A 25345-nucleotide genomic window follows, 5' to 3' on the forward strand; every position below is an offset into this window, starting at 1 on the left:
ATGCCCCCGCCCCGTCCGGCCGGCGTGCCGGGATCTCCGCGGGATCAGGCGTCGACGACGACCGCCATCACCGCGGGCTCGCGGCGGTAGGTGCGGCGCAGGTAGGAGCTGACCGCCTCGACGATGATCTTCTCCAGGGCGCCGATGTCGTCGACCTGGTCCGGGGTGGCGTGCTTGAGCGCCTTCGACACGGCGACCGAGGCGCCGTCGAAGGTGTGGTCGTCGTGCACGAAGCCCTTGGTGAGGAACTCCAGCGGCTCGGCGGGCTGGTTGGTCTTGGGGTCCAGCAGGGCCACCACGGTGACGACGCCGCCGTCGCCGAGCAGCCGGCGCTCGGCGAGGGTGTCCTCGGTGGCGGTGCCGATCGTCTGCCCGTCGACGTAGACCAGCCCGGCCGGGACCTTCCCCGAGACGCGGGCGCGGCCCTTGACGAGGTCGACGGTGACGCCGTCGGAGACCACCACGACGTTCTCCGCCGGCACGCCGGTGCGTCGCGCGAGCTCGGCGTTGGCGTGGAGGTGCTTGGACTCGCCGTGCACCGGCATGACGTTCTTGGGGCGCACGATGTTGTAGCAGTAGACGAGCTCGCCGGCGCTGGCATGGCCGGAGACGTGGACCTTGGCGTTGCCCTTGTGGACGATGTTCGCGCCGAGGTCGATGAGCTTGTTGATGATCCCGTAGATGGCGTTCTCGTTGCCGGGGATCAGCGAGCTGGCCAGCAGCACGGTGTCGCCCTCGCCGACCTGGATCTGGTGGTCGCCGTTGGCCATGCGGGCCAGCGCGGCCATCGGCTCGCCCTGCGACCCGGTGCAGATCAGGGTGATCTTGTGGTCGGGCATCGACTGGATCTTGCGGAAGTCGACGACCAGGCCCTTGGGGATGTTCAGGTAGCCCAGGTCGCGGGCGATCCCCATGTTGCGCACCATCGAGCGGCCGACGAAGGCGACCTTGCGGCCGTTGGCGTGGGCGGCGTCGAGCACCTGCTGGATGCGGTGCACGTGGCTGGCGAAGCTCGAGACGATGATCCGGCGCGGGGAGGAGGCGAAGACCTTGTCGATCGCGGGGGTGAGGTCCCGCTCGGACATGGTGAACCCCGGGACCTCGGCGTTGGTGGAGTCGGTGAGGAAGAGGTCGACGCCCTCCTCGCCGAGGCGGGCGAAGGCGCGCAGGTCGGTGATCCGGTCGTCCAGGGGGAACTGGTCCATCTTGAAGTCGCCGGTGTGCAGCACCAGGCCCGCGCGGGTGCGGATCGCCACCGCGAGGCCGTCGGGGATGGAGTGGTTGACCGCGACGAACTCGAGGTCGAAGCCTCCGGCCGTGCGGCGCTCCCCGGCGGCGACCTGGATGGTCTTGGGGGTGATGCGGAACTCCTTGAGCTTCGCGGTGATGAACGCCAGCGTGAGCTCGGAGCCGATGATCGGGATGTCGGCCCGCTCCTTGAGCAGGTACGGAACGCCGCCGATGTGGTCCTCGTGCCCGTGGGTGAGGACGATGGCGTCGATGTCGTCGAGGCGGTCGCGCAGCGAGGTGAAGTCGGGCAGGATCACGTCGATGCCCGGCTGGTGCTCCTCGGGGAAGAGCACGCCGCAGTCCACGATGAGCAGCCGGCCGGCGTGCTCGAACACGGTCATGTTCCGGCCGACCTCGCCGAGGCCGCCCAGGGCGGTGATGCGCATCCCTCCCTTGGGCAGGCGCGGGGGTGCGGTGAGGTGACGATGGCCGAGGGGCATGGAGGACTCTCTCTCGAAAGGGGGGACTGCGGTCGAAGTTCGGTGCTCGCGCGCTCACGTGGGCGCAGCGAGGTACACCGTCACGGTACGGCACGGCGGGCGCCGGGCCGGGGTCCCGGATCCCCGGATCCGATGCACGTCACTCCTGGCCGGTCGGGGGCGGCCGGTTCCGCGGCGATCCGGGTGCCCGGCCCTGTCCGTGAGGGGGTCGCCGCTCTACTACGATGACGTCACCCGTCATCGTGAAAGGCCCGCCCATGATCCGCATGTCCTCGTCGTTCATCCGCACCCTGCGTGAGGATCCGTCCGACGCCGAGGTCGCCAGCCACAAGCTGCTCGTGCGCGCCGGCTATATCCGCCGCAGCGCCGCCGGCGTCTACACGTGGCTGCCGCTGGGTCTGAAGGTGCTGCGCAAGGTCGAGCAGATCGTGCGCGAGGAGATGGACGCCGCCGGCGGCCAGGAGGTGCTGTTCTCGGCGCTGCAGCCGCGCGCGCCCTACGAGGCGACCGGCCGCTGGGAGGAGTACGGCCCGCTGCTGTTCCGCCTCCAGGACCGGCGCGGCGAGGACTACCTGCTCGCGCCCACCCACGAGGAGATGTTCGCGCTCACGGTCAAGGACCTGTTCAACTCCTACAAGGACCTGCCGACCACGCTGTACCAGATCCAGACGAAGTACCGCGACGAGGCCCGTCCCCGCGCCGGTCTGCTGCGGGTGCGCGAGTTCGTCATGAAGGACGCCTACTCCTTCGACATCTCCGACCAGGGGCTGGAGGCGTCCTACGCCGCCCAGCGCGCCGCCTACCAGCGGATCTTCGCGCGCCTGGGGCTGGAGACGGTGATCTGCCAGGCCGATGCGGGCGCCATGGGCGGCTCCCGCTCCGAGGAGTTCCTGCACCCCACCCCCGTCGGCGAGGACACCTTCGTGGTCTCCGACGGCGGGTACGCCGCCAACGTCGAGGCCGTCACCACGCTGCCTCCGGCCTCGCTGTCGGCGGAGGAGATCGCCGCGCTGCCGGCCGCCCATGTCGAGCACACGCCGGGCGCCAGCACGATCGCCGCCCTCACGGACTTCTCGAACCAGGCGTTCCCGGGGCAGGGCCCGGTCGCGCCCTCGGGGGAGTGGACCCGCTACGAGATGCTCAAGCACCTCGTCTACATGCTCACCATGCCCGACGGCTCCACCGAGCCGCTGGTCATCGCCCTGCCCGGCGACCGCGAGGTCGACCCCAAGCGACTGGAGTCCTCGCTGGCCCCGGCGATCGCCGCGCCCTTCACCGACGAGGACTTCGCCCGCTACCCGGTCCTGGCCAAGGGATTCATCGGCCCGGAGGGCCTCGGCCTCGACGCGCCCTCGAAGATCCGGTACCTGGTGGATCCGCGGGTCGTTCCCGGCAGCCGCTGGGTCGCGGGCGCCGGCGAGGCGGACAAGCACGTCTACGACCTGGTGTACGGCCGCGACTTCACCGCCGACGGCACCATCGAGGCCGCCGAGGTGCGCGACGGCGACCCGGCCCCCGACGGCTCCGGCCCGCTGCGCAAGACCCGCGGCATGGAGATGGGGCACATCTTCCAGCTGGGCCGCAAGTACGCCGAGGCGCTGGATCTGAAGGTCCTCGACGAGAACGGCAAGCAGGCCACGGTCACCATGGGCTCCTACGGGATCGGCGTCACCCGCGCGGTGGCGGCCCTGGCCGAGACCCACCACGACGAGAAGGGCCTCGCCTGGCCGCGCGCCGTGGCCCCGGCCGATGTCCACGTCCTCGCCACCGGGAAGGACGCCGCCGTCTTCGAGGAGGCCGAGAGGATCGCCCTCGCCCTCGAGGCCGCCGGGCTCACGGTCCTCTACGACGACCGCCCCAAGGTGTCCCCGGGCGTGAAGTTCAAGGACGCCGAGCTGCTGGGCATCCCCACCTCCGTGGTCGTGGGGCGGGGGCTGGCCGAGGGCACGGTCGAGCTGCGCGACCGCGCCGGCGGCACCTCGCGGAACGTGGCGCTGTCCGAGGTCGTCGAGGAGACCCTCGCGGAGGTCCGCGCCTAGTCCTCGTCGAAGGAGGGCAGCGCCTCGAGCCGGCCGACGTGCGGGGCGAGCGCCGCCGCCTCGGTCAGCGCGACCACGATCGGCAGCGGTCGCTGCGCGAAGGGGGCGGCGCCCACCAGGGCGAGGTACGTGGTCAGGAGATCGTGCGACGCCTGGGACGGCCAGGCGTCGATGCCTGCGGCGGACCCGAAGGAGCTCGGCAGCGGGTAGACGGCCTGGCGCACCGGCACCGGGGCCCCGGCCTCGACGGCGATCGCGGCGAGCTGCTCGGCCCGCGAGCGGTGCAGGTCGCGGGCGGCCAGGTGCGCCTCGCGGGTGCTTCCCCCGCTGCGTGCGGCCAGCACCTCGTACACGTAGCCGACGTACCACTCGTCCGTCTGCGCGGTCTCGAGGGTGCCGTGGAAGTCGACCTGGGCGCCGACCGAGGGGGGATCGGTCTCGGGCACCTCGCGGGTCGGGACCACGTCCTCAGGTGCGGGCAGAGGGGTCAGGGCCGATGCCGCCTGCGGCAGCAGCGCCACCAGCCGGGCCGTCGCCCAGGCCGTCCATGCCCCGATCGCGGTGACGGGCCGCGACAGCGAGCCCGAGACCTGCCGAGCCGCCTGCACGCACAGATCCCGCAGGGCGACCAGGGAGGCGACCAGGGCGACCGCGTCGACCGTCGCCCCGCCGCCGTCGGAGGCCATGGCGGTGGGGGCCGCGACGGTGGGGGACTCCGCGCCCCCGGACGCCGCCGCAGAGGTCTCGTCCTCGGCCTCGGCGCCGGTCAGCAGCGCCCCGCGCTGCTCCTGCAGGGCGCCCACGAGGAGGTCGGGCAGCTCGGCCTGGGCCGCGCGCACGTCGCTCGCGGAGCCGGCCAGCGCGATCGCCTGCGCGAGGGCGTCGAGCAGATCGACCCGGTACAGGTCGTCGATCCCCGGGGGCGGCGGCGTGTAGGCGTCCGGCTGCCCCAGGCGCACCGGGAGCCGGGCGCAGCCCGTGGCGAGGCCCAGGCTCCCGACCCCCGCCGCGAGCAGCAGGGACCGGCGGGCCGTGACGGGGGAGCTCGGGTGCGGACGGGAGCGGCGGGCGGCACGGGTCACGGTGCTGATTCTCGCATCCGGTCCTGACCGGCCCGCCTCGGGGCGCGAGCGCGGCCGCTCGCGATAGGCTGGACCACGCATCCGCTGCGCTCCCGGCGCGCCGGGAGCCGCCGCAGGGGCGCATGACAAATCAAGACGAGGAGAGCTCCGCATGACCGATGAGCACATGCCCGCCGCGCTGGACGGACCGATCTCCTCGATCCTCGCCCGGCACGAGCTCGTGCTCGAGGAGCTGAGCCTGCGCACGCGCGGCGGCACCACCGAGATCCGCGTCGTCGTGGACCTGCCCGAGGATCGGATCGGCAGCGCCGACCTCGACACCGTCGCGGACGCCTCCCGGGAGATCTCCGCGCTGCTGGACGAGGACGAGTCCCTCATCGGCCCCGGCCCGTCCGTGCTGGAGGTCACCACCCCCGGCGCGGAGCGCGTGCTGAGCGAGCCCCGGCACTTCCGCCGCGCCCGGACCCGCCTCGTGCGCCTGGTGCGCACCGACGGCACCGAGCTGCTGGCCCGCCTGGAGGACGTCGACGGCGATGTCCTGCGCCTGCGCCCGCAGCGCCCCCTGGACTCCCGCGGCCGGCCGCAGCGCCTCCCCGCCGGCACCCCGGAGGTCCTGGACCTGCCGATCGCGGACGTCGAGAGCGCCCGCGTCGAGATCGAGTTCTCCGCCCCTCCGGGCGACGCGCACGGCGCGACGAGCACCGACACCCCTACGAAGGAGCGCTGACATGGACATCGATATGGGCGCACTGCGCGCGCTGGAGCGCGAGCGGGACATCAGCCTGCCCGTGCTGCTGGACGCGATCCGCCGGGCGCTGCACGCCGCCTACCTGCACACGGACCACCCGGTGAAGGACTCCGAGGTCGTCATCGACGAGAAGACCGGCGCGGTCTCGGTGCTCGCCCGCGAGCTCGACGGCGAGGGCAACATCGTCGAGGAGTGGGACGACACCCCCGAGAACTTCGGCCGGGTGGCCGCGTCCACCGCGCGGCAGGTCATCTTCCAGCGCATCCGCGAGCTCGAGGACGAGGCGGTGCTGGGCGAGTACGCCGACCGCACCGAGGACATCGTCTCCGGCGTGATCCAGCAGGGCCGCGACCCGCGCATGGTCCTGGTGGACCTCGGCGGCGTCGAGGCGGTGCTGCCCCCGCACGAGCGCGTGCCGGGGGAGGACTACTCCCACGGCCGCCGGATCCGCGCCTACGTCGTGGAGGCCCGCCGCGGCATGAAGGGCCCTCAGATCACGCTCTCGCGCTCGCACCCGAACCTGGTGCGGCGCCTGTTCGCGCTCGAGGTCCCCGAGGTCGCCGACGGCTCGGTCGAGATCGCCGGCCTGGCGCGAGAGGCCGGCCACCGCACGAAGATCGCCGTGCGGGCGACGATCCCCGGGCTGAACGCCAAGGGCGCCTGCATCGGGCCGATGGGCGCGCGCGTGCGCGCGGTCATGAACGAGCTCGGCGGCGAGAAGATCGACATCGTCGACTTCGACGAGGACCCGGCGAGCTATGTCGCCCATGCCCTCTCGCCCTCGCGGGTGACCAGCGTCGTGGTCATCGACGAGGTCGGCCGCGCCGTCCGCGCGACGGTCCCGGAGAACCAGTTCTCCCTCGCGATCGGCAAGGAGGGGCAGAACGCGCGCCTCGCGGCCAAGCTCACGGGCTGGAAGATCGACATCCGTCCCGAGGGGGCGGGGGAGGACAGCGCCCATGTCGCCGTCGCGCCGGCGCCCGCCCCGGAGGATCCGTCCTCCTGAGCCGCCGGCCGCGGGGAGGTCGGGCGGTGCGATGTGGCCCACGCCTCCCCGGCCCGCCGGTCCCGGACGCCGTCCGCTACACTGGGGAGGCTGTTCACGCCTCATCGGCCGGCTCGCCTCGCGGGCCGGGCAGGGGGCGCGGAGGCGCTGGGAACGGAGGTGCGCACGTGGGACATGACGCGGAGCGCACCGGTCCCGAGCGCACGTGCGTCGGCTGCCGCAAGGCCGCCCCCCGCGCGCAGCTGCTGCGCCTGGTCCGGGAGGAGACCCTCCCCGGAGCCGCGCCGCGCATCCGGTACGACCCCTCGCGGTCGGCACCCGGACGCGGGGCCTGGATCCACGCCGACGCGCAGTGCCTCGACCTCGCCATCACGCGGGGCGGCCTGGCCCGGTCCTTCCGGGGCGCGGTCGACACCGGGCTTCTCGTGGGAGACCTCGAGGAGCTCGCCCCCACCACATCGTGGAAAAGGTAGAAGAACCATGGACATCCGATGAGTACTCGAGCATGAGCACCCTCAGGAATTAATGGTCCGCGCCCTCTTGTCGGCCGGACCGAGACAGGAGAAATGTGGCTAAGGTCCGCGTCCACGAGCTCGCCAAGGAGCTCGGACAGCCGAGCAAGGTCGTTCTGCAGAAGCTGCAGGACATGGGCGAGTTCGTCCGCTCCGCCTCGTCGACCATCGAGGCACCCGTCGCCCGCCGTCTGCGCGAGCAGTTCCCCGGCGACTCCGCCGGCAGCTCCGGCGGCCCCGCAACCCCCAAGCCCGCCGGCGCCCCGCGCCCCGGCGGCCCGTCCGCGCCCAAGCCCGGCTCCAAGCCGGCGCCGCGCCCTGCCGCCGAGAAGCCCGCGGCCCCGGCCGCCGGATCGCCGGCGGAGCAGTCCGCTCCCCGCACCCCGGCCGCGGATCGCCCGCAGGCCGAGGAGCGCCCCGCCGCCCCGGCGCCGTCCGAGCGCCGTCCCGGCGCCCCCGCCGCCCGTCCCGGCGCGGCACCGCGTCCCGGAGCGCAGCCGAAGCCCGCTCCGGCGGCGGAGGAGCAGTCCGCGCCCCGCCCCGGCGGCGCCCCCAAGCCGGGCTCCGCTCCGCGTCCCGGCGGCTCCAACCGTCCGGGCAACAACCCCTTCGCCACCTCGCAGGGCATGCCCCGTCCGGGCGGCCCCCGTCCGCGCGGCGGCGGTGCCCCGCGCCCCGGCGGCGGTCCGGCCCGTCCGGGCAACAACCCCTTCGCGTCCTCGCAGGGCATGCCCCGTCCGGGCGGTCCGCGTCCGCAGCGCGGCGGGAACGACCAGTCCGCAGGCCGTCCGGCCCGCGGCGAGGGCGCTCCCCGTCCCGGCGGCGCCCCGCGTCCCGGCGGCGGTGCGCCCCGTCCGGGCATGCCGACCCCCGGCATCATGCGCCAGCACTCCTCCGGCGGTCTCGCCGACTCCCGTCAGGGCGGCGGAGCACGTCCCGCACCGGGCGGCCGCGGTCGTCCCGGTGCCGGCGGCGGCGGTCGTCCCGGCGGCGGTCCCGGCGGCGGCGGGGGCTTCCCCGGCGGCGGTGGCGGCGGTCCGCGCGGCGGCCGCGGCGGCCGCGGCAGCACCCAGGGCGCCTTCGGGCGCGGCGGCAAGCCGGCGCGCTCGCGCAAGTCGAAGCGCGCGAAGCGCCAGGAGTTCGAGCAGATGCAGGCGCCCGCCCCGGGCGGCGTGCAGGTCCCTCGCGGTGACGGCTCGACCGTGGTGCGCCTGCGCCGCGGCGCCTCGCTGACCGACTTCGCCGATCGCATCGACGTCAACCCCGCGTCGCTGATCACGGTGCTCTTCGCGATGGGCGAGATGGCCACGGCCACCCAGTCCCTGGACGAGGACACCTTCCAGCTGCTCGGCACCGAGCTCGGCTACAAGATCGAGATCGTCTCCCCGGAGGACGAGGAGCGCGAGCTGCTCGAGCAGTTCGACATCGACCTCGATGCCGAGCTCGAGGACGAGGACGACGAGGACCGCCTCCCGCGGCCGCCGGTCGTCACCGTCATGGGCCACGTCGACCACGGCAAGACCCGCCTGCTCGACACGATCCGCAGCTCGAAGGTGGCCGCCGGCGAGGCCGGGGGCATCACCCAGCACATCGGCGCCTACCAGGTGTCGGTGGAGCACGAGGGCGCCGACCGCGCGATCACCATCATCGACACGCCGGGCCATGAGGCCTTCACGGCCATGCGTGCCCGTGGCGCCCAGGTCACCGACATCGCGATCCTCGTGGTCGCGGCCGATGACGGCGTCATGCCGCAGACCATCGAGGCGCTCAACCACGCCCAGGCGGCGAACGTCCCGATCGTGGTCGCGATCAACAAGATCGACAAGGACGGCGCGAACCCGGACAAGATCCGCCAGCAGCTGACCGAGTACAACCTGATCGCCGAGGAGTACGGCGGCGACACCATGTTCGTCGAGGTCTCCGCCCTGGCGAACCTGAACATCGACGCGCTGCTCGAGGCCGTCCTGCTCACCGCGGACGCCGCGCTCGACCTGCGGGCGAACCCGGACAAGGACGCCCGCGGCGTCTCCATCGAGGCGAACCTGGACCGCGGTCGCGGCCCGGTCGCCACGGTGCTGGTCCAGCAGGGCACGCTGAAGGTCGGGGACTCGATCGTCTGCGGCTCCGGCTACGGCCGCGTGCGCGCCATGCTCGACGAGAACGGCGATGCGATCGACGAGGCGGGCCCGTCCCGTCCCGTCCAGGTGCTGGGTCTGACCTCGGTCCCCGGGGCCGGCGATTCCCTCCTGGTCGCCCCGGACGACCGCACCGCCCGCCAGATCGCCGAGAAGCGCGAGGCCGCCAAGCGTGCGGCCGCCCTGTCGAAGTCCCGCAAGCGCATCAGCCTCGAGGACATCAACAAGGCCATGGCCGAGGGCAAGGTCGAGACCCTCAACCTCATCCTCAAGGGCGATGCGGCGGGCTCCGTCGAGGCGCTCGAGGAGTCGCTGCTGGGCATCGACGTCGGCGAGGATGTGCAGCTGCGCATCATCGACCGCGGCGTCGGCGCGATCACGATGAACAACATCAACCTCGCCGTCGCCTCGGACGCCGTGATCATCGGCTTCAACGTGCGCGCGGAGGGCCAGAACGCGGAGTACGCCGACCGCGAGGGCGTGGAGATCAAGTACTACAGCGTGATCTACCGTGCCATCGAGGAGGTCGAGCAGGCTCTGCAGGGCATGCTCAAGCCGGAGTACGAGGAGGTCGAGACGGGCTCCGCGGAGATCCGCGACATCTTCCGGTCCTCCAAGTTCGGCAACATCGCCGGCTCCATCGTCCGCAGCGGGGAGATCCGTCGTGGGGCGAAGGCCAGGATCACCCGCAACGGCGTGGTGATCACGGAGAACCTCGAGATCGCGGGACTGCGTCGCTTCAAGGACGACGTCACCGAGGTCCGCGAGGGATTCGAGTGCGGTATCAACCTCGGCTCCTTCAACGACCTGCAGCTCGAGGACGTCATCACCACCTACGAGATGCGCGAGAAGCCGCGCCAGGCCGGCGCGAAGTGACCGGTCGTGACGGGCGGTCCTCCGGGGCCGCCCGTCACGGGTCGCAGGCACCGGCGGGGCAGAGAGGGAGAGCCGCGTGAGCACGAGACTGCTCGCCCTGCGCGCCCCCTCGGCCAACCGCGTCTACACCGAGTCCGCAGGGCCTCTGTGCGTCCAGGAGGCGCACTGGGTCCTGCGGACCCGTTTCGCGGGCATCCGGGTGCGCGAGCGCACCCTCGCCGGGCTCGACCACCTGGAGATCACGGCCGATGCGCCCGTCCGGGAGCTCGTCCCCGTCGTCTCGACCCTGTCCGGCGTCATGGCGCTGTACGAGCCTGCCGAGCCGCCGGAGGCCGCGGGCGAGCCCGCGGACCAGGACCCGACGCCGCTCCTGCGACCGGTTCCGCTGGCGCCGGTGCTGCGCCATCCCAGCGATCTCGAGACCACCCTGAAGTATCCGGGCAAGACCAACGAGCAGTTCACCGCCCTGCTGATCAACACGGCCGCGGCGCTCAGCGAGCATCGCGATCGCCTGCTGGAGGGCAGCCTGACGCTGCTGGACCCCATGTGCGGTCGCGGCACCACCCTGAACCGTGCCCTGCGCCTGGGCCTGAGCCCGATCGGCGCGGAGCTGGACCGCAAGGACACCGACGCGTACCGCACGTTCCTGCTCACCTGGGCGCGCGGTCACCGCTACCGGCACTCCTCCGATGCCCGCCGGCTCACCGTGCGCGGCCGGACCATCGGCAGCCGGTTCGACGCGCAGCTGGCGCCGGACAAGCAGTCCCTGCGCGCCGGCGGCCAGAGCATCACCGTGCTCGGCTGCGACACCCTCGACCTCGGCCACGTGCTGCCCGACGGGCGCATGGACGCCGTGGTCGCCGATCTCCCCTACGGCATCCAGCACGGCGCGCATCACCGGGGCGCGGTGCGCCGCTCCCCGCTCGAGGTGCTCGCCGACGCCGCCCCGGTGTGGCGCCGGCTCATGCGTGCCGGCGCCGGCATGGCGCTGGCCGTGAACCGTCGCACCGCGCCGTACGCCGAGGCGCGCGCCGTGCTCGCCGAGGCCGGCCTGGACGTGGTCAGCGCCGACGGCGCCTTCCGCCACCGCGTGGACCAGGCCATCGACCGTGATGTGCTGCTGGCCGTACGCAGCGATCACCCCCGTGCCGAGGCGCTGCGTGCGCTCGGCGCCCCCGAGGAAAGGACCTCCCATGCATGAGAACCCCCGCGCCCGAAAGCTCGCCGATCGCATCAAGGTGATCGTGGCGACCGCCCTGGACACCCGGGTCAAGGACCCGCGCCTGGGCTTCGTGACGATCACCGACGTGCGCGTGACCGGCGACCTCCAGCACGCCTCCGTCTTCTACACCGTGTACGGCACCGAGGAGGAGCGCGAGGGCACGGCCGCCGCCCTGCGCAGCGCGACCGGCATGCTGCGCAGCGAGGTCGGCCGCCAGACGACCGTGCGCCTGACCCCCTCGCTCGAGTTCATCGCCGATGCGATCCCCGAGAACGCCCGGACCATCGACGACCTCCTGGTCGAGGCCCGTCATCGCGACGCGGAGCTCTCCGGCCTCAAGGAGGGCGCCCAGTACGCGGGGGAGGCGGATCCCTACCGCCAGCCGCGCGAGGACGACCCCGACCTCGAGGACGACGACCTCGAGGACGACGACCTGGACGAGGACGAGCACGACTCCGAGGATCGCGAGGGCGATGCCGAGGAGCCGCGCGCGTGAGTGCGCCCCACGGCGTCCTCCTGGTCGACAAGGCCCCCGACCGCACCAGCCACGACGTGGTCGCCCGCGTCCGCTGGCTGCTGGGGACGAAGAAGGTCGGGCACGCCGGCACCCTGGACCCGATGGCCACCGGCCTGCTGATCCTGGGGATCGGTCAGGGGACACGGCTGCTCACCCATCTGGTGGGGCTGCCCAAGACCTACACGGCGACGATCCGCCTGGGCGCCGCCACCACCACCGACGACCGCGAGGGCGAGCCGATCGGTCCGGCGCGTGACGCCTCCGGGATCTCCCTCGCACAGGTCGAGGCGGCGCTCGCACCGCTGCGCGGGGACATCCTCCAGGTGCCCTCGACGGTGAGCGCCATCAAGGTCGACGGGAAGCGGGCCTATGCCCGTGCCCGGGCGGGGGAGGACGTCCAGCTCGCCGCACGGCCGGTGACGATCTCCCGCTTCGCGGTGACCGCGTCCCGGCGCGAGGGCGGCTTCCTCGACCTCGACGCGGTCGTCACCTGCAGCTCGGGGACGTACGTGCGCGCGCTCGCCCGCGACCTCGGGACGGCCCTCGGCGTCGGCGGGCACCTCACGGCGCTGCGCCGCGAGGAGGTCGGCCCCTTCCGCGTCGGCGAGTCCGTGCACGTCCCGGCGCGCGGCGAGGGCGACGACGTCGACCTGCCGCTGCTGGGCCTCGGCGCGGCGGCCTCCCGGGTGATGCCCACAGTGCCTGTCGACGAGGCCGCGGCTCGGGACCTGGGCCATGGGAAGCAGGTCCGCGCCCTGCGCCCCGCCGCGCCGGACGCCGCCCCCGCTGCGGCGGATGCCGCCCCCGCTGCGGCGGATGCCGCCGCAGGGCCGGCGGGGGAGAGCCCCCGGGCCGCCCTCGACCCGGCCGGGCACCTCGCCGCGGTCGTCCGCGAGGAGCCCGGGGACGGGCTGCTGCGCCCCGTCCTGGTGGTGCCTCCCGAGGCCCGCACCTGAGCCGAGACGGCCCGGTCTCCCGTCCGGCGCACCGCGCGAACGCGAAGGGCCCCGATGATCCGCGGATCATCGGGGCCCTTCGGCGACCGGCGTGCGCCGGCGGGGCGATCAGTAGTGGACCTCCACGCGGGTGCCCTCGGACGCCCAGTCGTACAGCCACTTCGCATCGGAGACCGGCATGTTGATGCAGCCGTGCGAGCCGGAGTAGCCGAAGGACGAGCGCCACGGCGCGCCGTGGAAGGCGTACCCGTTGTGGAAGTACTGCACCCACGGGACGTCCTCGGTGTAGTAGTAGCGCGGGTCGTCCTCGCCGTACCGGGACGCATTGGTCATGTCCTGGTTCTCGTAGCGGAGGTAGATCTCGTACGAGCCGGTGACCGTCTCGTAGTCCTTCTTCCCGTCGACCATCGAGCGCGGGCCCCACACCGGGGTGTCCCCGACGTAGGCGGTGACCGTCTTGTTGCTCAGATCCGCGTCGATCCACTTCTCGCCGGACGGCGTGGCCTTCTCGGTCGGCTCCGCACCGGGCGTCGCCGTGGAGCCCTCGGCGGGGGCGGTGGCCTCATCCGTCGGAGCCGTCGGCGCCTTCACCTGCGTGACCTCGGCGGGGGTGGTCGAGGTCTCGAAGGCGGCCTCGAGCGGGGTCCTGCCCTGCAGCGAGGCGATCAGCTCGTCGGAGACGGCGTCGGTGTTGGTGACCTTCAGGCCGTCCTCCTTCTCGGCGACGACCTTGACGACCTTGCCGGAGGCGTCGACCTGCTCGATGCCGTCCTTCGCCTCGACGCTGTCCTTCTCGGCGCGGGAGGACACCCAGTCGCGCACGGCGTCCTCGTCCACGGCGATCTGGAGGCCGTCGGCGGCCTCGGTGGGGACCACCGAGATCCACTCGCTGCGGCGCTCGGGGGAGACCTCGTGGGTCTCGCCGTCGGGACCGGCGATCGACATCGGCTGCTCCAGGATCGCGTCGATCTCGTCGACGACGGCCTGGGCCTCCTCGGTGGTGACCGCGGGGGCGATCTCCTCGATGGTCTGCTCGACGGAGAAGTCCTGCAGGGCCGGGGCGTTCTCGGTCACGGCGGAGACCAGCTCGGAGGGCTCGACGCCCTGGCCGGGCGTGCCCTCGACGACCTTCCACGCCTCCTCGTCCTCGTCGTAGACGACCTGCGCGTCCACCGGGACGGTGCGGTCGGCGGGGACGAGGGAGGTCGCGTAGGCGGCGACGGCGGCCCGGTCCACGGAGACCACCGGCTCGACGGACCGCTCGCCCGACCAGGTCGAGGAGAGGACCTCGGGGATGGTGCCGTCGTGGTCGACGGCGCTCTGCGCGGTCGCCGGGGCGTCGACGCTGACGCCGAGATCGGCCAGGGTGGCCTCGTGGTCGGTGCCGTCGGCGGTCACGGTCACCGTGACGCCCTCGGCGCGCTCGGCGATGGCCGCGGCGATCTGCTCCGCGGTCTGGCCCGAGACGTCCTGTCCCAGCACCGTGGTCCCGGGCAGCGCCTTGCCGGCGTACTGCTTGGCGTAGGCGAAGGCGCCGCCGGTCAGGACGACGGCGATGACGGCCAGGATCGCCACCACGATGAGCACGAGGCGGCGTCGTCCGGATCGCGCGACGGGCCCTGTCGGGCCGCCGAGCGCCGCGGCGTCGGTCACGTTCGACATGGATACGTTCGCTTCCTGGCGGCATTCCCTCCGTCCGCACGCGGGCGCGCGTGCGGGGGCATCGGGGGTACTTCCCCTCAACCGCCTTTCCCGACCACGATACCGGACGGTCCCCCGCCCGCCACGTGGCCATGGCCACAGGCGCGGCACGTGTCCGCCGCCACGCCTGCGGCGCCGTGGGCGGCGCGGGCGCGGCGCGGCGCTACAGTGGTCTGCGGCCGGCCCGTGCCGGGCGCGACGCCGACGCCCCGCGACCGCGCGGGATCGCGGCCGCGACCCCTCCCGACGTCGCCGGGCCCCACCCGCCGCAAGGACAGGAACCATCCCGTGACACGCGCCCCCCTCTGGCACTCCCTCGAGGAGGTGCCCGCCGACCTCGGCGCGACCGCCGTCACCATCGGCAACTTCGACGGGGTCCACCTGGGCCATCGGGCCGTGCTGGCGCGGCTGCGCGCCGCCGCCGAGCAGCGCGGCCTGCGCCCCGTGGCCCTCACCTTCTGGCCCCATCCCCGCCACGTGATGGGGGATCCGGCCCGCACCCCGCTGATCACGGCCCACGAGGACCGCGACCGCCTCCTGCTGGGGACGGGGATCGCCGGAGTCCTGGACCTCGCCTTCACGGGGGAGTTCGCCCAGCACTCCGCCGACGACTTCGTGCGGATCTTCCTGGTCGAGGGGCTCGGCATGCGCTGCGTGGTCATGGGGGCCGACTCCCGCTTCGGCCGGGCCAACGAGGGCGACCTGACCACCATGCGCGAGCTGGCCGAGCGCTACGGCTTCGACGTGGTGCTGGTCGAGGACCAGGGCCACGAGGAGCTCACCGGGACGTCGCCCGAGCAGGTCGGACCGGACGGCATCGCGGAGATCGGCGGCGCGCAGGTCCGCCGCGACCGGGTCTCCTCCTCCGAGATCCGCACCGCGCTGCTGGACGGGGACGTCGGCACCGCCGCCTCGATGCTGGGTCGCTTCCACACGGTCGCCGACGTGGTCCACCACGGCTTCAAGCGCGGCCGCGAGCTGGGCTTCCCGACCGCGAACCTCGGGCCGGTGCCGCGGGGGCTGGTCCCCGCCGACGGGGTCTACACCGGGCTGCTCTCCGTGATCGAGCAGGCGCCCGAGCACCGGGGCACGCCGCCCCTGTCGCGCGCCGCGGCGACCATCTCCATCGGCACCAACCCCACCTTCCCCAGCGAGGACGGCATCGCCCCGCGCATGGTCGAGGCGTACGTCCACGGCGACCACGACCTCGATCTCTACGGGGACCTGGTCGTCCTCGAGTTCGTCGCACGGCAGCGCCCGACGGTCACCTTCGAGACCGTGGAGGCGCTCGTCGAACAGATGGAGCGGGACAAGGACGTGACCCGCCGCACCCTCGCGTCGCTCCCCGGCCTGGACGGCCCGCGTCCCTGATACGATTCTGGCGCCGTGAATTCGGCCGCGGAGGGGCGCGCATCCACCTCGTCGCCCTGCTCGGCCGTCGTTCGGTCCGCAGCGCAGCGAGGGGTGCCCCGCTCAGAGAGCCCGGGAGAACAGGCCCCGGCGCGCCGCGCAACGACCGAGGGAGAGAGCATGGCTTTCGACACTGCCACCAAGCAGGAGATCATCAAGGAGTACGGCACGAGCGAGGGCGACACGGGCTCGCCCGAGGTCCAGATCGCGCTCCTGACGCACCGCATCACCTACCTGACCGAGCACCTCAAGACCCACAAGCACGACCACCACAGCCGTCGGGGTCTGATGCTGCTGGTCGGCCAGCGCAAGCGGCTTCTGCAGTACCTGCAGAACGTCGAGATCGAGCGGTACCGTTCGCTGATCCAGCGACTCGGCATCCGCCGATGACCTCCAGCCGCCGCTCGCCCTCCGGGGCGGGCGGCGGCTCGGTTCCCACCCCCTGAATCCAGACACCCCGCCCCCGGACCAGGTTCGGTCCTCGGCAGAGACCTGCGGAACCCGCGACAGCGGACCGTCCGCGCGCCTCTGACGATGGCCGCACCGGCAGGGGCACCCACCCCCTCCAGAGGAGCAGCCCATGGCCATGGAAGGCCCTGAGATCACCGCAACCACCGCTGTCATCGACAACGGTTCCTTCGGCCGCCGCGAGGTCCGCTTCGAGACCGGCCGTCTCGCCCAGCAGGCCGCCGGCGCCGTCGCCGTCTACCTCGACGACGACACGATGGTGCTGTCGGCGACCGCCGTCTCGAACCGTCCCAAGGACCAGTTCGACTTCTTCCCGCTCACCGTCGACGTCGAGGAGCGCATGTACGCCGCGGGCCGCATCCCCGGCTCGTTCTTCCGTCGCGAGGGCCGTCCCGGCACCGACGCGATCCTCGCCTGCCGTCTCACCGACCGCCCGCTGCGCCCGGCCTTCGTCAAGGGCCTGCGCAACGAGGTCCAGGTCGTCCTGACCGTCATGGCCTGCGCCCCCGAGGACGCCTACGACGTCGTCGGCATCAACGGCGCCTCCGCCTCCACCCAGATCTCGGGCCTGCCGTTCTCCGGCCCGATCGGCGGCGTGCGCATCGCGCTGATCCCGACCGCCTCGGGCGGCCAGTGGGTCGCGTTCCCGACCTTCGCCCAGCTGGACGAGGCCGTCTTCTCGATGGTGGTCGCCGGTCGCATCGTCGAGGACGCCGAGGGCGGCTCCGACGTGGCGATCATGATGGTCGAGGCCGAGGCCACCGACAACTCCTGGTCGCTCATCAAGGAGCAGGGCGCCATCGCCCCCACCGAGGACGTCGTCGCCGAGGGCCTCGAGGCCTCGAAGATCTTCATCCGTGCGCTCTGCGAGGCGCAGAAGGAGCTCGCCGCGACCGCCGCGAAGCCGGTGCGCGAGTTCCCGCTGTTCCTGGACTACCAGGACGACGCCTACGAGATCGTCGCCGAGGCCGCCACCGAGCGCCTGGCCGGCGTCATGGCGATCGCCGGGAAGCAGGAGCGCGAGACCGCCACCGAGGAGCTCCTCGCCGCCGTCACCGCCGAGCTCTCCGAGAAGCTCGAGGGGCGCGAGAAGGAGATCACCGGCGCGTTCCGGGCCCTGACCAAGAAGGTCGTGCGCAACCGCGTGCTCACCGAGGGCGTCCGCATCGACGGCCGCGGGCTGCGCGACATCCGCCAGCTCTCCGCCGAGGTCGAGGTCATCCCGCGCGTGCACGGCTCGGCGCTGTTCGAGCGCGGCGAGACCCAGATCCTGGGCGTCACCACGCTGAACATGCTCAAGATGGAGCAGCAGATCGACTCGCTGTCCCCGGTGACGCACAAGCGCTACGTCCACCACTACAACTTCCCGCCCTTCTCGACCGGCGAGACCGGTCGGGTCGGCTCCCCGAAGCGCCGCGAGATCGGCCACGGCATGCTCGCCGAGCGCGCCATCACCCCGGTGCTGCCGGGCCGCGAGGAGTTCCCCTACGCGATCCGCCAGGTGTCCGAGGCGCTCGGCTCCAACGGCTCGACCTCCATGGGCTCCGTCTGCGCCTCGACCCTGTCGCTGCTGAACGCCGGTGTGCCCCTGCGGGCCCCCGTCGCCGGCATCGCCATGGGCCTGATCTCCGACACCGTGGACGGGGAGACCCGCTACGCGGCCCTCACCGACATCCTCGGTGCGGAGGACGCCTTCGGCGACATGGACTTCAAGGTCGCCGGCACCAGCGAGTTCGTCACCGCGATCCAGCTGGACACGAAGCTCGACGGCATCCCCGCCTCCGTGCTCGCCGGCGCCCTGTCGCAGGCCCGCGAGGCGCGCCTGGCGATCCTGGACGTGCTCGGCGAGGCGATCGACGTCCCCGACGAGATGAGCCCGAACGCCCCGCGCGTCCTGGCGGTCACCATCCCCGTCGACAAGATCGGCGCGGTCATCGGCCCCAAGGGCCAGATGATCAACCAGATCCAGGACGACACCGGCGCGGACATCTCCATCGAGGACGACGGCACCGTCTACATCGGCGCCACCGACGGCCCGTCCGCGGAGGCGGCCCGCAGCGCGGTCAACGCCATCGCGAACCCGCAGGTCCCCGAGATCGGCGAGCGCTACCTCGGCACCGTCGTGCGCGTGGTCGACTTCGGCGCCTTCGTCTCGCTCACCCCGGGCAAGGACGGGCTGCTGCACGTCACCCAGCTGCGCAAGATGAACGACGGCCGCCGCGTGGAGAACGTGGAGGACGTCGTGTCCGTCGGCACCAAGGTCGAGGTCGAGATCCGCGAGATCGACGCCCGCGGCAAGATCAGCCTCGCCGTCGTCGAGGACGACAAGCCCGAGGCCGAGGCGCAGCCGGAGACCGCTGCCGCCGAGTGACCCGGCCGGCCCCCGCGGATGCCGCGGAGGCCCGACGCGAGATGACGAGAGCCGTCCCGCGAGATGACCGATGCCGTCGCGTGAACCCCGGTTCGCGCGACGGCATCCGTCGTCAGAGGGCGCGGCACCCTGAGCGCCGGGAGGTCCGGGAGCGGGAGGCCGGAGGGCCGAGCCCGAGGGGGAGAGGCGATCGGGCGGCCCGTCCGCCGCGTCGATCACACTGGGCCTGATGCGGGCGCCTCGAGCGCCGTCCGCGTGGGATCATCGGATGATGCCTCTCGACCTGCCTCTGGACACGCCCGGCTCCGATCTCGTGCTCGATGCGGAGGCGGGGATCCGACGGAGCCTCCTGCCCGGCGGCGTGCGTCTGCTGACGCAGACGGATCGCTCGGTGCGCAGCGCGAGCGTCGGCTTCTGGCTCCCCGTGGGCTCGCGCGACGAGTCCCCGCAGCACGCCGGCTCCACGCATGTGCTCGAGCATCTGCTGTTCAAGGGCACGGACCGGCGCAGCGCCATGGACATCGCCGCCGCCTTCGACGAGGTCGGCGGGGAGTCCAACGCCGTCACCGCGAAGGAGCACACCTTCTACTACGGCCGGGTGCGCAGCTCCGACGTGCCGATGGCCGTGGACGTGCTCACCGACATGATCACCTCCAGCCGTCTGGCCGACGAGGCCCTCGAGACGGAGCGCGAGGTCATCCTCGAGGAGCTCGCCATGGCCGCCGACGATCCGGGGGACATCGGCTACGAGACCTTCCTCGAGCAGGTCATCGGCCCCGGCACCGCGCTGGGCCGGCCCGTCGGCGGGACGGCGGAGACCGTCAGCGCCCTCGGCGGCGGAGACGTCCGCGACCACTACCGCCAGCACTACCGCCCCGACACCCTGGTGGTGACCGCCGTCGGCGACGTCGACCACGACGGGCTGCGGGACCTGGTGCTGGAGCGCCTCGCCGCCGGCGGGTGGGAGCTGCCGGATTCCGCCGCGCCCGCCCCGCGCCCCGCGCCCGCGGACCTGCCGGAGCGCGACGGGACCGCGCAGGTGCTGGACCTCGCCCCGCACCGCCTGGTCCGCGACACCGAGCAGGTGCACGTGTACCTCGGCGGGCCGGGGCTGAGCGCCACCGATCCCGCGCGCCACACGATGAACGTGCTCATGTCGATCCTCGGGGGCGGCATGTCCTCGCGGCTGTTCCAGCACATCCGCGAGGAGCGCGGGCTGGCCTACAGCGTGTACTCGTTCAGCGGCGGCTACCGGGAGGCGGGCCTGTTCGGCCTGTACGCGGCCTGCCGTCCGTCCCGCACCGAGGAGGTCGTGGCCCTGCTGCGCGAGGAGCTCGCCGAGCTCGGGCGCACCGGCCCCACCCCGGAGGAGATGCGCCGCGCCCTCGGCCAGATCACCGGCTCCCTCGCCCTGGGCCTGGAGGACACCACCAGCCGCATGGGCCGCCTGGGCAGCACCGAGCTGATCCACGGCCGCTACGCGAGCGTCGATGAGACGATCTCCCGCATCGCCGCCGTGACCGAGCACGATGTCCGGGAGCTCGCGGAGCGGCTCGCCGGATCCTTCACCACCCGCGTGGACATCGGCCCCGCCGCCTGAGAGCCTCGTGCGGGAGACCGGCGGCGCCGGCTCCCACCCCCGAACCGCACTCCTCGCCCCCTCCCGGCCGCCGCCGCGGCCGTCACCGGAAGGACCGCCGATGACCAGCACCCCCCTCCCCGTCGCCGTGCTCGGAGCCGCCGGCCGCATGGGCCGCGAGGCCTGCCGCGCCGTCGAGGACGCCGCCGATCTCGAGCTCGTCGCGAGCATCGGCCGCGGCGACGACCTCGAGGCCGTCGCCGAGGCCGGGGCGCAGGTCGTCGTCGACCTCACCGTCCCGTCGGCGGCCAAGGGCAACGTCCTGTGGGCGATCGAGCACGGCATGCACGCCGTGGTGGGGACCACCGGCTGGGACGAGCAGTCCCTGGGCGAGGTCCGCTCCGCCCTCGCGGGCGCCCCGGGGCTCGGCGTGCTGATCGCCCCGAACTTCGCCATCGGCGCGGTGCTGGCCATGCGCTTCGCGGAGATCGCGGCCCGGTACTACGAGAGCGCCGAGATCGTCGAGCTGCACCACCCCGCCAAGGTGGACGCCCCCTCCGGCACGGCGCGCCACACCGCCGGGGCGATCGCCCGCGGCCGCGCCGCGGCGGGCCTGGGGCCCGTGCCCGATGCCACCGAGCAGGATCCGGACGGGGCCCGCGGGGCGGTCGTGGACGGCATCCATGTGCACGCGGTGCGCCTGCGCGGCCTGGTCGCCCACGAGGAGGTCCTGTTCGGCGGGACGGGGGAGCAGTTCACCCTGCGCCACGACTCCTTCGACCGCGTCAGCTTCATGCCCGGCGTGCTGCTGGGCATCCGCGAGGTCTCCCGTCATCCCGGCCTGACCGTCGGTCTGGACGGCTACATGGACCTGGGCTGAGGCACGGATGCTCCATCGGATCTTCGTCGGCGTCCTGGTGGCGATCTCCGCCGCCTACTGCTGGGGACTGCTGTGGCTGGCCTGGGGATTCTCCCGCGCCGGCGGGCTCATCGGCTGGGGCCTCGCCGCAGGCGTGATGATCCTGCTGGTCCTGACGCTGTGGGTGATCTGGCGCGAGCTGCTGTTCGGCATGGCCGCCGCGCGGCTGAACCGGCGGTACCGGGAGTCGTCGCCGACGCCCGCAGAGCCGGGACCCGACCACGCCGAGGCCGCACCCGACTGCGGTGCGGACGGCGCGGCCGATGGGCGCGAGGAGTTCGAGAAGGCGCGCAGCGCCCTGCAGAACGGCGAGGAGGACTGGCGGGCCTGGTTCCGCCTCGCGCTCGCCTACGAGGGCCTGCGGGACCGCAAGCAGGCCCGCGCCGCGGTGCGCCGCGCCATCGCCCTCGACCGCGGCCGCTGAGGCCCGCGCCCGCCGGCTCGGGGCCTCCGGCGGATCCGCCCGAGGACGCCGGTGTGAGAGCGTAGGGGCATGGCTCAGACCTCCGCCGGCCCGGCGCCGTCCACCGTTCCCGCGCCGGTTCCCGCGACCGCCGCCGATGCCGAGCTCGACCTCGCCGCCGACGTGCTCCTGCTGGACATGGACGGGACGCTGATCGACTCCGGCCCGGCCGTCGAGCGGTCGTGGAACGCGCTGTTCGCGGAGCTGGGCAGTGCGCGCACCTTCGACCACTCCCTCCACGGCGTCCCCGGCATGCAGGTCCTGGCCGAGGTGTTCCCCGACCTGGGGCCCGCCGAGCGGGAGGCCGCCTACCGCCGGGTGCTGGACCTCGAGATGGCCGACGTCTCCGAGATCCGGGTGCTGCCGGGGACCCGCCGCGTGCTCGAGGAGCTCGACGCCGCGGCGGCAGAGCTCGGCCGCAGCACCTGGACGATCGTCACCTCCTGCGCCCGCCCCCTGTTCGAGGCCCGATGGGCCGTGACCGGCCTGCCCGTCCCGGCGCAGATGGTCACGGCGGACCAGGTCTCGCGCGGGAAGCCGGACCCGGAGCCGTACCTGCTCGGGGCGAGCCGCCTGGGCGTCGATCCGGGCCGGGCCCTCGTGGTCGAGGACTCCCTGGGCGGTCTGCGCTCCGCCCGCGCCGCCGGATCGTCCTCGCTGGCGGTGACGACCACGTCCCCGGCCGCGGCGCTCGCGCCGCTGGCCGACGCCGTGGTCCGCGACCTGGACGACGTGAGGGTCGCCGTCGAGGGCTCCGCGCTGCGGATCCGCCGCCGCCGCGCCTGACCCGTCCTCCGCGTGGGATCGCCGACAGCTCCGCGCCGGTGATCCTGCGGAGCCGGGGCCCGCACCTGCACTACCCTTGGGGGCAATCAGCGACACACCGGCAGAGCCTGCCAAGGAGGACACATGAGCAGTGACGACGCCATTCCCGCGCGCCCCTTCGGTGCGGTCGGGACCGCCATGGTCACGCCCCTGACTCCCGATGCCTCCGGCCTCGACCTCGACGCCGCGCAGCGCACCGCCGCGCATCTCGTCGAGCACGGCAACGACCTGCTGGTGCTCGGGGGCACGACGGGGGAGTCCCCGACCGTCTCCGACGCCGAGAAGCTGGAGCTCGTGCGCGCCGTGCGCGAGGCGGTCGGCGATCGGGCGACCCTGGTCGCGGGCGTCGGCTCGAACGACACCCGCCACAGCGTCGAGCTGGCCCGGGCCAGCGCCGAGCTCGAGATCGACGGCGTCATGGTCGTCACCCCGTACTACTCCAAGCCCTCCCAGGAGGGCATCGTCGCCCACACCCGCGCGGTGGCCGATGCCACCGACCTGCCGGTGATGCTGTACGACATCCCCGGCCGCGCCGGCGTGGGGCTGTCGACGGACACCCTGCTGACCCTCGCCGAGCACGAGCGGATCGTCGCGGTCAAGGACGCCAAGGGGGACCTGCACCAGGCCACCGTCGTGATGGCGCGCTCGGGCCTGGCCTACTACTCCGGCGAGGACGCGCTGAACCTCGCCTGGCTCGCCCTCGGCGCCGCGGGCGTCGTCTCCGTGGTGGGACATGCCGCCCCGCGCCTCGAGGCGGACCTGGTGCAGGCCGTGGACGCGGGCGACCTCGCGCACGCCCGTGCGATCAGCGCGCGCCTGGCCCCGCTGGTCGAGGCCCTCATGGACCGCATCCCCGGCGTCACCGCCGCCAAGACCGCGCTGATGCTGCAGGGCGTGCTCCCGCACGCCGCCGTGCGCCTGCCGCTGGTCGCCCCGAACCCCGAAGAGGTCGCCGACCTCGCCGCCACGCTCGGCGCGGCGGACGGCATCCCGCCGCTGACCCGCCAGCCCTGAGGAGAACACCCTGTGAGCACCGCTTTCACCGAGCGACGGAACCAGCCCCCGAAGCTGCGCCAGGACACCATGCGGGTGATCCCCCTGGGCGGGCTGGGGGACGTGGGCCGCAACATGGCGGTGATCGAGTACGCCGGGCGGCTGCTCGTGATCGACTGCGGAGTGCTCTTCCCCGAGGAGACCCAGCCCGGAGTCGACCTGATCCTGCCGGACTTCGACCACATCACCGACCGCCTCGACGACATCTCCGCGATCGTCCTCACCCACGGACACGAGGACCACATCGGCGCCGTCCCCTACCTGCTGCGCCTGAAGCCGGACATCCCGCTGGTCGGCAGCCAGCTCACGCTCGCCTTCATCGAGGCGAAGCTCAAGGAGCACCGCATCACGCCGTACACCCTCGCCGTCGCCGAGGGGCAGAGCGAGCAGCTGGGTCCCTTCGACCTCGAGTTCGTCGCGGTCAACCACTCGATCCCCGACGCGCTGGCCGTGCACGTGTCCACCCCCGCCGGCACCATCCTGCACACGGGCGACTTCAAGATGGACCAGCTGCCGCTGGACGGCCGCATCACCGATCTGCGCGCCTTCGCGAGGCTCGGCGAGAAGGGCGTGGACCTGTTCATGGTCGACTCCACCAACGCCGAGGTCCCCGGCTTCACCGTCGCCGAGCGCGAGATCGGGCCCGTGATGGACGCGATCTTCGCGCGCGCCCAGCAGAAGATCGTCGTCGCCTCGTTCTCGAGCCATGTCCATCGCGTCCAGCAGGTGCTCGACGCCGCCGAGCGCCACGGGCGCCGGGTCGCCTTCGTGGGCCGGTCGATGGTGCGCAACATGGGCATCGCCGCGGAGATGGGATACCTGCGGGTCCCGCCGAACATCCTCGTGGACGTCCGCAAGATCGACGACCTGCCCGATGACCGGGTCGTGCTCATGTGCACCGGATCCCAGGGCGAGCCGATGGCGGCGCTGGGCCGCATCGCCAACCGCGACCATCGCGTCGAGGTGGGGGAGGGCGACATCGTCATCCTGGCCTCCTCCCTGATCCCCGGCAACGAGAACTCCGTCTTCCGGGTGATCAACGGCCTGCTCGCCCTCGGCGCCGAGGTCGTCCACAAGGGCAACGCCAAGGTCCACACCTCCGGCCACGCCAGCGCGGGGGAGCTGCTGTACTGCTACAACATCGTGCGCCCGAAGAACGTGATGCCGGTGCACGGCGAGGTCCGCCACCTCATCGCCAACGGCCGCATCGCCGAGGCCACCGGCGTGCCCCACGAGAACGTGATCCTCGCGCGCGACGGCCACGTGGTGGACCTCCGCGACGGGAAGGCCACCGTCGTCGGCGAGATCCCCAACGGCTACGTCTACGTGGACGGCTCGAGCGTCGGCGAGATCTCCGAGGCCGATCTCAAGGATCGCCGCATCCTCGGCGACGAGGGATTCATCTCCCTGTTCGCCGTCGTGAACTCCGAGACCGGCGCGCTCATCGCCGGTCCGGAGATCCACGCCCGCGGCGTCGCCGAGGACGACCAGGTCTTCGAGCGCATCAAGCCCGACATCGTCAAGGCCCTCGAGCAGGCGGTCGCCGACCAGTCCAACCGCCGCGACACCTATCAGCTGCAGCAGGTCATGCGCCGGGTGGTGGGCCGCTACGTCTCCCAGCGCCTGCGCCGGCGGCCGATGATCATCCCCGTGGTCATCGAGTCCTGACACCTCCGCCCCGCCCCGGCGCGCCTCCGCATCGCCCCGGCGCGCGGCGGCCGGGCCGGGATGCG

20 protein-coding genes are annotated in these 25345 nt (G+C 73.1%); 17 read left to right on the top strand and 3 right to left on the bottom strand.

Annotation, left to right across the window (positions count from 1 at the left end):
* Nucleotides 1–44: 44 nt before the first annotated feature.
* Nucleotides 45–1676, bottom strand: a complete 1632-nt coding sequence (locus BF93_RS10465) for a ribonuclease J (RefSeq protein ID WP_232226321.1) — start codon at nucleotides 1674–1676, stop codon at nucleotides 45–47.
* A gap of 311 nt (nucleotides 1677–1987) precedes the next feature.
* Between BF93_RS10465 and BF93_RS10470 the strand changes: the two genes are divergently transcribed.
* Entirely contained in the window at nucleotides 1988–3769 is a 1782-nt protein-coding gene (locus BF93_RS10470) for a proline--tRNA ligase (RefSeq protein WP_038372455.1), read from the top strand.
* Here the strand turns inward: BF93_RS10470 and BF93_RS10475 are convergent.
* Entirely contained in the window at nucleotides 3766–4851 is a 1086-nt protein-coding gene (locus BF93_RS10475) for a DUF4439 domain-containing protein (RefSeq protein WP_051486826.1), read from the bottom strand. The two genes, BF93_RS10470 and BF93_RS10475, sit on opposite strands and share 4 nt — an antisense overlap.
* A 151-nt stretch (nucleotides 4852–5002) precedes the next feature.
* On the opposite strand from BF93_RS10475, the gene BF93_RS10480 reads away from it, so the two are divergent.
* The 7 genes from BF93_RS10480 (at nucleotide 5003) to truB (ending at nucleotide 12823) form a co-directional block, all read left to right on the top strand.
* Nucleotides 5003–5578, top strand: coding sequence for a ribosome maturation factor RimP (locus tag BF93_RS10480; RefSeq protein ID WP_051486827.1), 576 nt, complete (start codon nucleotides 5003–5005; stop codon nucleotides 5576–5578).
* Nucleotide 5579: 1 nt separating this feature from the next.
* Nucleotides 5580–6605, top strand: coding sequence for a transcription termination factor NusA (nusA, locus tag BF93_RS10485; protein WP_051486828.1), 1026 nt, complete (start codon nucleotides 5580–5582; stop codon nucleotides 6603–6605).
* 167 nt (nucleotides 6606–6772) lie between these two features.
* Nucleotides 6773–7078, top strand: coding sequence for a YlxR family protein (locus BF93_RS10490; RefSeq protein ID WP_038372457.1), 306 nt, complete (start codon nucleotides 6773–6775; stop codon nucleotides 7076–7078).
* 95 nt (nucleotides 7079–7173) lie between these two features.
* Nucleotides 7174–10128, top strand: coding sequence for a translation initiation factor IF-2 (infB, locus tag BF93_RS10495; protein ID WP_038372458.1), 2955 nt, complete (start codon nucleotides 7174–7176; stop codon nucleotides 10126–10128).
* A 76-nt stretch (nucleotides 10129–10204) separates the two neighbouring features.
* On the top strand, nucleotides 10205–11329 hold the full coding sequence (locus BF93_RS10500) for a TRM11 family SAM-dependent methyltransferase (RefSeq protein WP_038372459.1): 1125 nt from the start codon (nucleotides 10205–10207) through the stop codon (nucleotides 11327–11329).
* On the top strand, nucleotides 11322–11846 hold the full coding sequence (gene rbfA, locus BF93_RS10505; RefSeq protein ID WP_038372461.1) for a 30S ribosome-binding factor RbfA: 525 nt from the start codon (nucleotides 11322–11324) through the stop codon (nucleotides 11844–11846). Before BF93_RS10500 ends, rbfA begins: the two co-directional genes overlap by 8 nt.
* Nucleotides 11843–12823: a tRNA pseudouridine(55) synthase TruB gene (truB, locus tag BF93_RS10510; protein ID WP_038372463.1), complete on the top strand. Its 981-nt coding sequence runs from the start codon at nucleotides 11843–11845 to the stop codon at nucleotides 12821–12823. The genes rbfA and truB overlap by 4 nt, the downstream gene beginning before the upstream one ends.
* A 108-nt stretch (nucleotides 12824–12931) precedes the next feature.
* Here the strand turns inward: truB and BF93_RS10515 are convergent, their stop codons facing one another.
* The gene (locus tag BF93_RS10515) at nucleotides 12932–14485 is read right to left on the bottom strand and encodes a L,D-transpeptidase family protein (protein WP_038372464.1); all 1554 of its coding nucleotides are present in this window, start codon (nucleotides 14483–14485) and stop codon (nucleotides 12932–12934) included.
* A gap of 327 nt (nucleotides 14486–14812) precedes the next feature.
* On the opposite strand from BF93_RS10515, the gene ribF reads away from it, so the two are divergent.
* From ribF to BF93_RS10560, 9 genes are all read left to right on the top strand, one after another.
* Nucleotides 14813–15895 (top strand): bifunctional riboflavin kinase/FMN adenylyltransferase, encoded by a 1083-nt coding sequence (ribF, locus tag BF93_RS10520; protein ID WP_038372465.1) that lies wholly within the window; start codon nucleotides 14813–14815, stop codon nucleotides 15893–15895.
* A 159-nt stretch (nucleotides 15896–16054) separates the two neighbouring features.
* A complete protein-coding gene (rpsO, locus tag BF93_RS10525) occupies nucleotides 16055–16324 on the top strand; it encodes a 30S ribosomal protein S15 (protein ID WP_038372468.1) in 270 nt (89 codons plus the stop codon).
* A 196-nt stretch (nucleotides 16325–16520) separates the two neighbouring features.
* Nucleotides 16521–18773: a polyribonucleotide nucleotidyltransferase gene (locus tag BF93_RS10530; protein WP_038372607.1), complete on the top strand. Its 2253-nt coding sequence runs from the start codon at nucleotides 16521–16523 to the stop codon at nucleotides 18771–18773.
* Nucleotides 18774–19044: 271 nt separating this feature from the next.
* Entirely contained in the window at nucleotides 19045–20373 is a 1329-nt protein-coding gene (locus tag BF93_RS10535) for a M16 family metallopeptidase (protein WP_038372608.1), read from the top strand.
* A 100-nt stretch (nucleotides 20374–20473) separates the two neighbouring features.
* Entirely contained in the window at nucleotides 20474–21232 is a 759-nt protein-coding gene (dapB, locus tag BF93_RS10540) for a 4-hydroxy-tetrahydrodipicolinate reductase (RefSeq protein WP_038372469.1), read from the top strand.
* A 7-nt stretch (nucleotides 21233–21239) separates the two neighbouring features.
* Nucleotides 21240–21695 carry a hypothetical protein gene (locus BF93_RS10545; RefSeq protein WP_038372471.1) on the top strand — a complete coding sequence of 152 codons (456 nt, stop codon included), beginning with the start codon at nucleotides 21240–21242 and terminating at the stop codon, nucleotides 21693–21695.
* 69 nt (nucleotides 21696–21764) lie between these two features.
* Complete coding sequence (locus BF93_RS10550; protein WP_038372473.1) at nucleotides 21765–22520, top strand: HAD family hydrolase; 756 nt, start codon at nucleotides 21765–21767, stop codon at nucleotides 22518–22520.
* Between the two features lie 123 nt (nucleotides 22521–22643).
* Entirely contained in the window at nucleotides 22644–23573 is a 930-nt protein-coding gene (gene dapA / locus BF93_RS10555) for a 4-hydroxy-tetrahydrodipicolinate synthase (protein ID WP_038372475.1), read from the top strand.
* A 69-nt stretch (nucleotides 23574–23642) separates the two neighbouring features.
* The gene (locus BF93_RS10560; RefSeq protein ID WP_051486846.1) at nucleotides 23643–25280 is read left to right on the top strand and encodes a ribonuclease J; all 1638 of its coding nucleotides are present in this window, start codon (nucleotides 23643–23645) and stop codon (nucleotides 25278–25280) included.
* The last annotated feature ends 65 nt before the right edge of the window (nucleotides 25281–25345 follow it).

Origin of the sequence: Brachybacterium phenoliresistens (assembly GCF_000576425.1) — a bacterium.
In the GTDB taxonomy this organism is placed as follows: Bacteria; Actinomycetota; Actinomycetes; order Actinomycetales; family Dermabacteraceae; genus Brachybacterium; species Brachybacterium phenoliresistens.